This window comes from Streptomyces sp. NRRL F-2664 (genome assembly GCF_000719345.1).
In the GTDB taxonomy this organism is placed as follows: domain Bacteria; phylum Actinomycetota; class Actinomycetes; order Streptomycetales; family Streptomycetaceae; genus Streptomyces.
Genome location: NZ_JOFX01000102.1, coordinates 1 through 6,783, shown reverse-complemented (window position 1 = coordinate 6,783; position 6,783 = coordinate 1). Strand labels below are relative to the sequence as shown.

At 66.5% G+C, this 6,783-nt stretch carries 4 protein-coding genes and 2 pseudogenes; 5 read left to right on the top strand and 1 reads right to left on the bottom strand.

Annotated features, from left to right (window positions below; genetic code table 11):
* Positions 1-554 (top strand): transposase (locus IF89_RS0133925; protein ID WP_043194757.1); only part of this gene is annotated, 554 nt, incomplete at its 5' end.
* Between the two features lie 49 nt (positions 555-603).
* Complete coding sequence (locus IF89_RS43330; protein ID WP_234327998.1) at positions 604-867, top strand: transposase; 264 nt, start codon at positions 604-606, stop codon at positions 865-867.
* A gap of 574 nt (positions 868-1,441) precedes the next feature.
* Here IF89_RS43330 and IF89_RS49850 read toward each other — a convergent pair.
* Positions 1,442-2,653, bottom strand: a pseudogene (locus IF89_RS49850) (IS256 family transposase).
* Between the two features lie 1,203 nt (positions 2,654-3,856).
* Here IF89_RS49850 and IF89_RS0133910 point away from each other — a divergent pair.
* The 3 genes and pseudogenes from IF89_RS0133910 to IF89_RS49460 form a co-directional block, all read left to right on the top strand.
* The gene (locus IF89_RS0133910) at positions 3,857-4,495 is read left to right on the top strand and encodes a hypothetical protein (protein ID WP_234327997.1); all 639 of its coding nucleotides are present in this window, start codon (positions 3,857-3,859) and stop codon (positions 4,493-4,495) included.
* A gap of 51 nt (positions 4,496-4,546) precedes the next feature.
* Entirely contained in the window at positions 4,547-4,963 is a 417-nt protein-coding gene (locus IF89_RS0133905) for a hypothetical protein (RefSeq protein WP_030776411.1), read from the top strand.
* Positions 4,964-6,084: 1,121 nt separating this feature from the next.
* A pseudogene (locus IF89_RS49460) lies at positions 6,085-6,783 on the top strand (helix-turn-helix domain-containing protein); the annotation flags it as partial.

The following is a 6,783-nucleotide window of genomic DNA, read 5'->3' as shown; positions in this document are numbered from 1 at the left end:
TCCTCACCGGCCTGAGCAACCCCGCGCTGGTTGCCACCTGCGCGGCCCTCGACGTCGATGAACGGGGCGAGGCCGTCTTCACGATGCGACTGCTCGCCCGCCGAGTCCAGCACCTGTCCGACGAGGTCAAAGAGCTCACCCGGCGCACCACCAGGGCCGTCCGCGCCTGTCGGCCCCAGATGCTGGACCTGGTCGGTGTCGGGCCCGACAGTGCCGCAGTACTCCTCATCGCCGCAGGTGACAACCCTGATCGAATCACTGGCGAAGCATCCTTCGCCGCGCTGTGCGGCGTCAGTCCGGTTGAGCAGTCCTCCGGCAAGACCCAGCGCCGACGCCTGAACCGCGGCGGCAACCGCCAAGCCAACGCCGCCCTCTACCGCGTCGTGATGACCCGCATACGCTGGGACGAACGTACCCAGAAGTATCTGGAGCGACGCACCGCCGAGGGCATGTCCAAGCGCGAGATCATCCGGTGTCTGAAACGATACGCGGCCCGCGAGCTCCACCGACACATCCAACCCCTGGCAGCAAGTCAACTTCCCTCAGCCGCTTGACGAAACATAGGTGCTTCCTCTCCGCCCGCAAGGCACCGGTGGTGCACCAGTGACTCCTCGCGCACCCCGCCTTCAGCTCCACTTCACCCCCGCCTATTCGTCGTGGATCAATCAGGTCGAGCGGTGGTTCGCCGAGTTGGAACGACGCTGCCTCGACGTGTTCTGCTCCCTCGACGACCTCAAGGCTTCACTCGAAGACTGGATCGAGGTCTGGAACGACCAGGCCAGGCCCTTCAAGTGGACCAAGACCGCCGACCAGATCCTCGACCGCATCTGCCGCTACTGCGACAGGATCTCCAAACCAGGTCATTAGTCCTCGTCGACGTCTACCTCCTCGGCTTCTGGAACAGCGGCACCACCCTGTCCTCGTTCCTGGACATCGGCCGGTCCGGCACCGACCGGAAACTGGCGCCAGACAAGAGTTTTCCGAGAGCTCAGCGGCCAGAATGGATGCCTATCCATCCGTTCCCCGAGCCCGCGGTCCGGGTTCGCCACCGTCCGTCAGCGGGCGCAGGGTGGGCGCTCAACGCACCGGCCGCCTCCACGGCCGCCGTCGGGAAGGGACCGGGCGCGGACCTGCCCGGAGGCGAAGACGCCGGCACGTCCCAGGCCGGTAGGCGGCCAGGGACACCGCGAGCCAGGCCGCAGCCGCCTCGGCAAGCCCTGCGGCCCACGGAGTTCGTCCTCGATGGCGGGCGGCTGGCGGGGGAGGCGTCGGCGTATGGACTGCCCTGGCTCTGGCAAGCTTTTCGTAGCCGGAGATCGTCTCGATGACACGTCCGTCGACTGGTCCGCGTAGGGGCGGCGAAAGCGGGCCATCAGGATGACGAGGTGGTGGAGGAGCGAGACGCCTTCGCGGGTCATGTCCCTTGACGTGGTGTAACTGATCATTCGGCAGTGCCGGGCAGGCAGGTGCTGTTGTCCGGATGGGGGCTGTCGGTGCTCTCGGTGGAGGGGTAGTGCCGGGGGGAGGTGATCCACTCGTCGTGGAGCTCGACGGGGGCGGCGGTCGCCGGGCGGGTGGCGGCGGCAGTGTCCGGGAGGACCTGGACGGCGTGGGGGCGTTGCTTGTTCTCCCGGTTCAGGCGTTCGGCGGGTTGGTCGACTGGATCTTCTTCCAGTGGTGGTTGGGGAGGTCCGCGAAGGCGGTCAGGTCCTTCTTTGCCTCCAGTAGCATCTCCTTGGCCTTGGGGAACTGGCGGCCGAGCGTGTCCGCGACGGTGTCGAGCTGGGCCCTGGCTGCATCGGCGGTCGGCTGGGCGCAGACGGTGCGGATCGTCGCGGCGGCCGTCTCCGCGGACTCCTTCGGGATGGCCGGGAAGACGTTGCGGACGAAGCGGACGCGACAGCGCTGCCAGGCCGCGTCGGGCATGGCTTTGCGGATGGCCTTGGCCAGGCCGCTATGTGGCTGTCGGAGATGGCCGGGCGGACACCGCTCAGGCCGCGCTCGCGCTGCGAGCGGGGGGTCCAGGATGCCTCTGTCTGGCTGTCGCCGGCCATGGCGCCGAGGACTTCACGGCCTCCGTCCTCGGTGGCACCGGTCGCGATGACGGCGGCCTGGGACGCGGTCTGATGGTCGGCGCGGGCCTTGGCGCGGGTGGCGTCGGGGAAGGTGTACGGGAGCCGGAGGTGGTGCAGCGGCCGGGGGGGAAGGCGTCGGGCTGTCCGTCGAGGCCGGCGCGGATCCGGGAGGCCTCGTTCTTCGGTATGCCGGTGTCCGAGCCGGGGGCTTTCACCAGGTCGTCGGCCGAGCGGGTCGGCACGCCGTGGGCGTGGGCCTCTATGACGGCCGCGTAGAGGGCCTGGTCGATGCGGTGTCGGCGTTCCAGCAGGCTGGGGAAGAAGCTCCCGGCCCGCAGCTTGGGGATCGCGAGTTCCAGGCCGCCGGCCTGTGTGGTCGCGGTCTTCTCACGGTGTCTGTTGCGCCAGGTGGTGCGGGTGTCGGTCCGCTCGCCCCGCTCGGCGCCGATCCGGGCGGCGGCCTCGGCCTCGATCAGTTCCTGGAGGAGCCGCTCGGCGACTTCGCGGACGAGTTCAAGACCATCCGCTGAACGTAGTGACTCGAGCAGGCGAAGCAGGTCATGCTGGGACAAGGCCAGGCCACCGGGCACCTCCTTGGACGAACTGGCAGTTCACCAAGGGCAGTTGCACGGTGGCCTGCCCCGTTCTCAGGGAGCATTCACTGGTAGTCGATGCACGCGGGGGCACACAAGCGGCGCACTTCCCAGCCAAGATCCGTTACACCACTCCATGGGACGCCATCAGGCGGGTCCTCTGACCCTCCCTCGCCTTTTGCTGGGCGGCCGAGTGCAGCGGTCATTTTTTGTCAAGCAGCTTTCGCGTCTCCGCATGCTGGCGCGCGATGGTCGGTAGCTCCTCAGCCCTGGCGGGCTTGCGGTGCCCCGCCGGGGCGGTTGGCCTTCGTCGGCGACTGCGGGCGCTACCCACTTAGGAATGCAGAGGCGTGGTTGATGTCCGCTGTGGTGCAGGTGGCCACTGTTCGTGAGAGTTTGGCCCTCCGAGCACGCGGGCTGGCGTTCGGTGGTGCCGGTCCGAACAGGTAGTGGTGGAGTGGCTCGGGGACGTGACCATGAGCTGCGGGGCACCAACGAGCGATACTTCCAGCGGATCGGTTTGCGTCGGCTGCGCAGCTGGCTGTGTGTCCCGGGCAGCGTCCCGAGGCTCGGATCCCATAGCCTTCGCCCGTCCCTGCACGGCAGGTTGTCGTTGAAGACGGGCGTGTTCGTGAGCGTGCATCAGTCGTACCTGTCGGCATGGGATATGAGCGGTAGTTGTGTGGCTCTTGTAGAAGAGGCCGACGCCTGCCCAAGCCTCTGACCTGCAAAGATGAAACTTCTGGTGTGTCCCCCGGAGCACAGTCGAGGATCTGAAATGTGTACCTGCCGAGCACACTTCGCCAGAAAGTCCATGAGGTGTGTACTTTTCAGCTTCGCAGAGCCATCGCGGATCGTCGCAGGTCAGAGGCTTGCTGCTCAAGTTGGAGGCGGCGGATTGCCTCTGCTGCCCAGAATGGAGATGTGTCCTCATTGCGACACATAAAATCAACGAGCCGTGGACTTATGCCGCGGAGAAGCGCAGAAAGTACAGCGTTCGTTGACTTCCTAGATCCTCAGCGGTGCGTGCGCGCGCTTGATACCCCATCGGCGCGCCGATGCGCCAAAAGACAACCAGGCGTGGACTTTTAGATAGTCTCGGACCGCCTGAGTAACAAGGGAGGTCCTGTGACAACTGATCCGCCCGCCCGTCGACGAACGCGCGGGCCCCGGCCTGTACCCGAAGCAGTGGGAAACGAAGCCGAGTTCGGAGACATCCTGGCCGTGCTTGGTCAGCAACTGGGGGAGAAGGTAGCTCAGGCGGCCGATCCCAGTGGTCGCCGTCGGCTTAAGGGTGTCCACTTCGAGTATGCGGCGGATCCCCGAACCGTCCACGACATGGCGGGCGGCGCTGGCTACAGTCTGGCGAGCAACTGGTTCACCCAGCTCCTCGCCCAGCTCGCTGTTGCCAACAGCATCACCAAGTCGCAGCTGTGCGTCTTCCTGTTCGTCGCTGGCGGTCAGGTACCCGGTACCGGTATCGCGCAATACACACAGCAGGAGATCACCGATGGACTGAACAAGGTTGCCGCGCAGAAGGGCGGCAAGATGATCACGCGCTCCACCGTGAACCGCGCTGTCCAGGCACTCTGCGGCTACAACTGGGTGGAGAAGGCCGGCAACGGCCGGATCCAGATCAACGTACGTCTCTGGTTCCACGGAAACAGCACCGCACAGCACGAGGTCCTCGCCGAGATCGCTGAACGGCACGACCGCAGTCCCGAGGCTTTCCCCTACGCGGTGGGACCCGAAGGCGCCCATCAGGAGGAGCTTGACCTCGACTTCGGAGCCGATGCGAGCGTGCGAGGAAGGAAACGAACCGGGTGATAGCGCTACCAGGCCCGACCCTGGGCAACCGAACACGAGGAAGGCAACCCCATGGCTAACGTCATGTCTCCGATCGTCGCGGAGCGCATCTGGGCCCTACCCCTGTCCGGGTCCGCCGTCAAGTTCCTCCAGTACCTCCTCTACCGAAGTGACTTCGGGGGAGCACTTCCGGTACGTCAGCGGGACATGGCAACGGAATACGGCGTCACCCCTCAGGCCATCAGCGGACTCATGGCACCTCTTTGTGCCTTGAACATCGTCCTCCGCCCCCGCAGTGAGGAACGAAACGGCAATTCCTACCGCCTCCACCCGCTCGCAGCGAAGTACGAGACCCCCGAAGCCATGGAAGCTGCGTTCCGGGACGCACTGGTCCGCATCCAGGCCGGGGACCTTCCCAATCTGAAACTCCCCACATACCACCAGGCACCGCCGGCCCCCACCGGCAGGCCGAAGCTGCAGGTCGCCTGACCTGCTCCGACGCAGAAAGAGGGCCCTCCACAGAAGTGGAGGGCCCTCTTCGCCTGAGTAACAAACGGTGCCCCCACTATATCCGGCATCCCTCTTCCGAGCAGCCGTACTCCGCCATGATCGGGGCCGTCGGCAAGGTGCTCTGATCCAAGGTGGCCGGTAAGAGTGTGACGGGCTCGCTGCGGCCGTAGCGAGCAGCCGCAGTAGGCCAGCTACGAATGCCTCTCCGGCGAGCCGTGATGGGAGGCATTGTCGCTCTGGACGGTGAGGAAACCCCTCTGGTCCGGCGAAAACGATCACCAGCCCGTGACCTTCCCGGTGGTTCGACCGGTGGACATCGATCACGTCTCCTGCAGCACCGCGGTGCGCCCGGTGGCGTGAGTTGACCGGACAGCCGTCGGGGAGGATCTGTGAGCACCGGGGAAGTGAGGCGGCCGCTCCGTACGGACGCAGAGGGGATGCGAGATGACGACACAGTTGAGCAGGCACGGGCGGTGGCGCGGGAGGGCCTTGGAGCGGCTGGGGACAACGAAGGAGCAGCCCGGGCACTTCGTGCGCTTGGACCTGCGAGTGGGGGAGCGGATCGGGGAACTCGCGGAGGAAATGCTCCAGGAGGTTCCCGTGGGGGAGCGGCCCGCGGTGCGGAAGGTGGTGCGAGAGAGTAGAGGCGCTCCGTTCGGGTGTCGACCTTCGTGGTTGCGCACCTGTCGCATTCATCCCGCACGGCATCTGGGTTCCGCGCTTTGCCTCTCCGGGTGGTCGCCGAAGGCCCGGCCCAGGTTCCACCCGCCCTGGCTCCCGAGTCCGGCCGCGGTAGGGCATCACGCGTATCGACCGGTCAAGCTTCCTTGCGACCGGTCCGACTTCAGTACGAGAGGACAGCCACACGTCGGACTGCGCCCCTACAAATCGCCCAATACCTCTGAAAAGCGACGCCCATAACGGAGCCTCCAGTCGACGAACTCGGCGTTGTCGGTATGGATCGACCTTCGATCGCCCGGCAGGCCCGCACGCGGCCTCTGGCGGCTTTTTCGGCTCTTGGCCAGCCTTCCGGCTACTGAGAACGGGGGAATCGGGGCGAGGCAGGCGCCTCGGCGACGCAGCCACCTACGCGGGCGCGGGTGCGGGAGATCGACGATGACGAGGCAGGCGGTTGCTGCGGCTCATCCGGCGCGGCACGGGGTCGGTGGTGACGTGGCGGCGGGCCCAGATGGTGCTGCTGTCCGCGCAGGGCATGCCGGTGGCGCGGATCGCCGAGGTGTCGTTCACCAGTGACGACCGGGTCCGCGATGTGATCCACAACTTCAACGCCGACGGCTTCAACTCCCTCTACCCCCAGTACAAGGGGGGACGGCTGTAGACCTTCACGCTGCCCGAGCCGTGAGGTCAAGAAGACGGCCAAGTCCGAGCCCACCGGGCACGGCCTGCCGTTTTCCACCTGGAGCTTGGGCGAGCTGGCGGACTTCCTGGTCGCCGAGGGGGTGGTCGACGACGTCAGCCACGAGGGCCTGCCCAGCGCGCTCCGCGAGGAAGGCGTCTCTCTTCAACGCCTGAAGACCTGGAAGACCTCCCGTGATCCGGACTACGCGGCCGGGAAGGCCCGCGTCGAACACCTCTACGCCATCGCCGACGGCGAGGCCATACCCGAGGACGGTGAGCCTGAAGCCGTCTTGTTCATGAACGGGTTCGGCCCGCTACCTGGTGCCCCACCCCGGCCGGCCGTGGGCCGAACGCGGCGGCAGACACAAGAACCCCGACCGCGAACCCCGCCGACGACGCCGGGCCGCCTACAACCGCTACGACGGAGTACGCCACCTCTT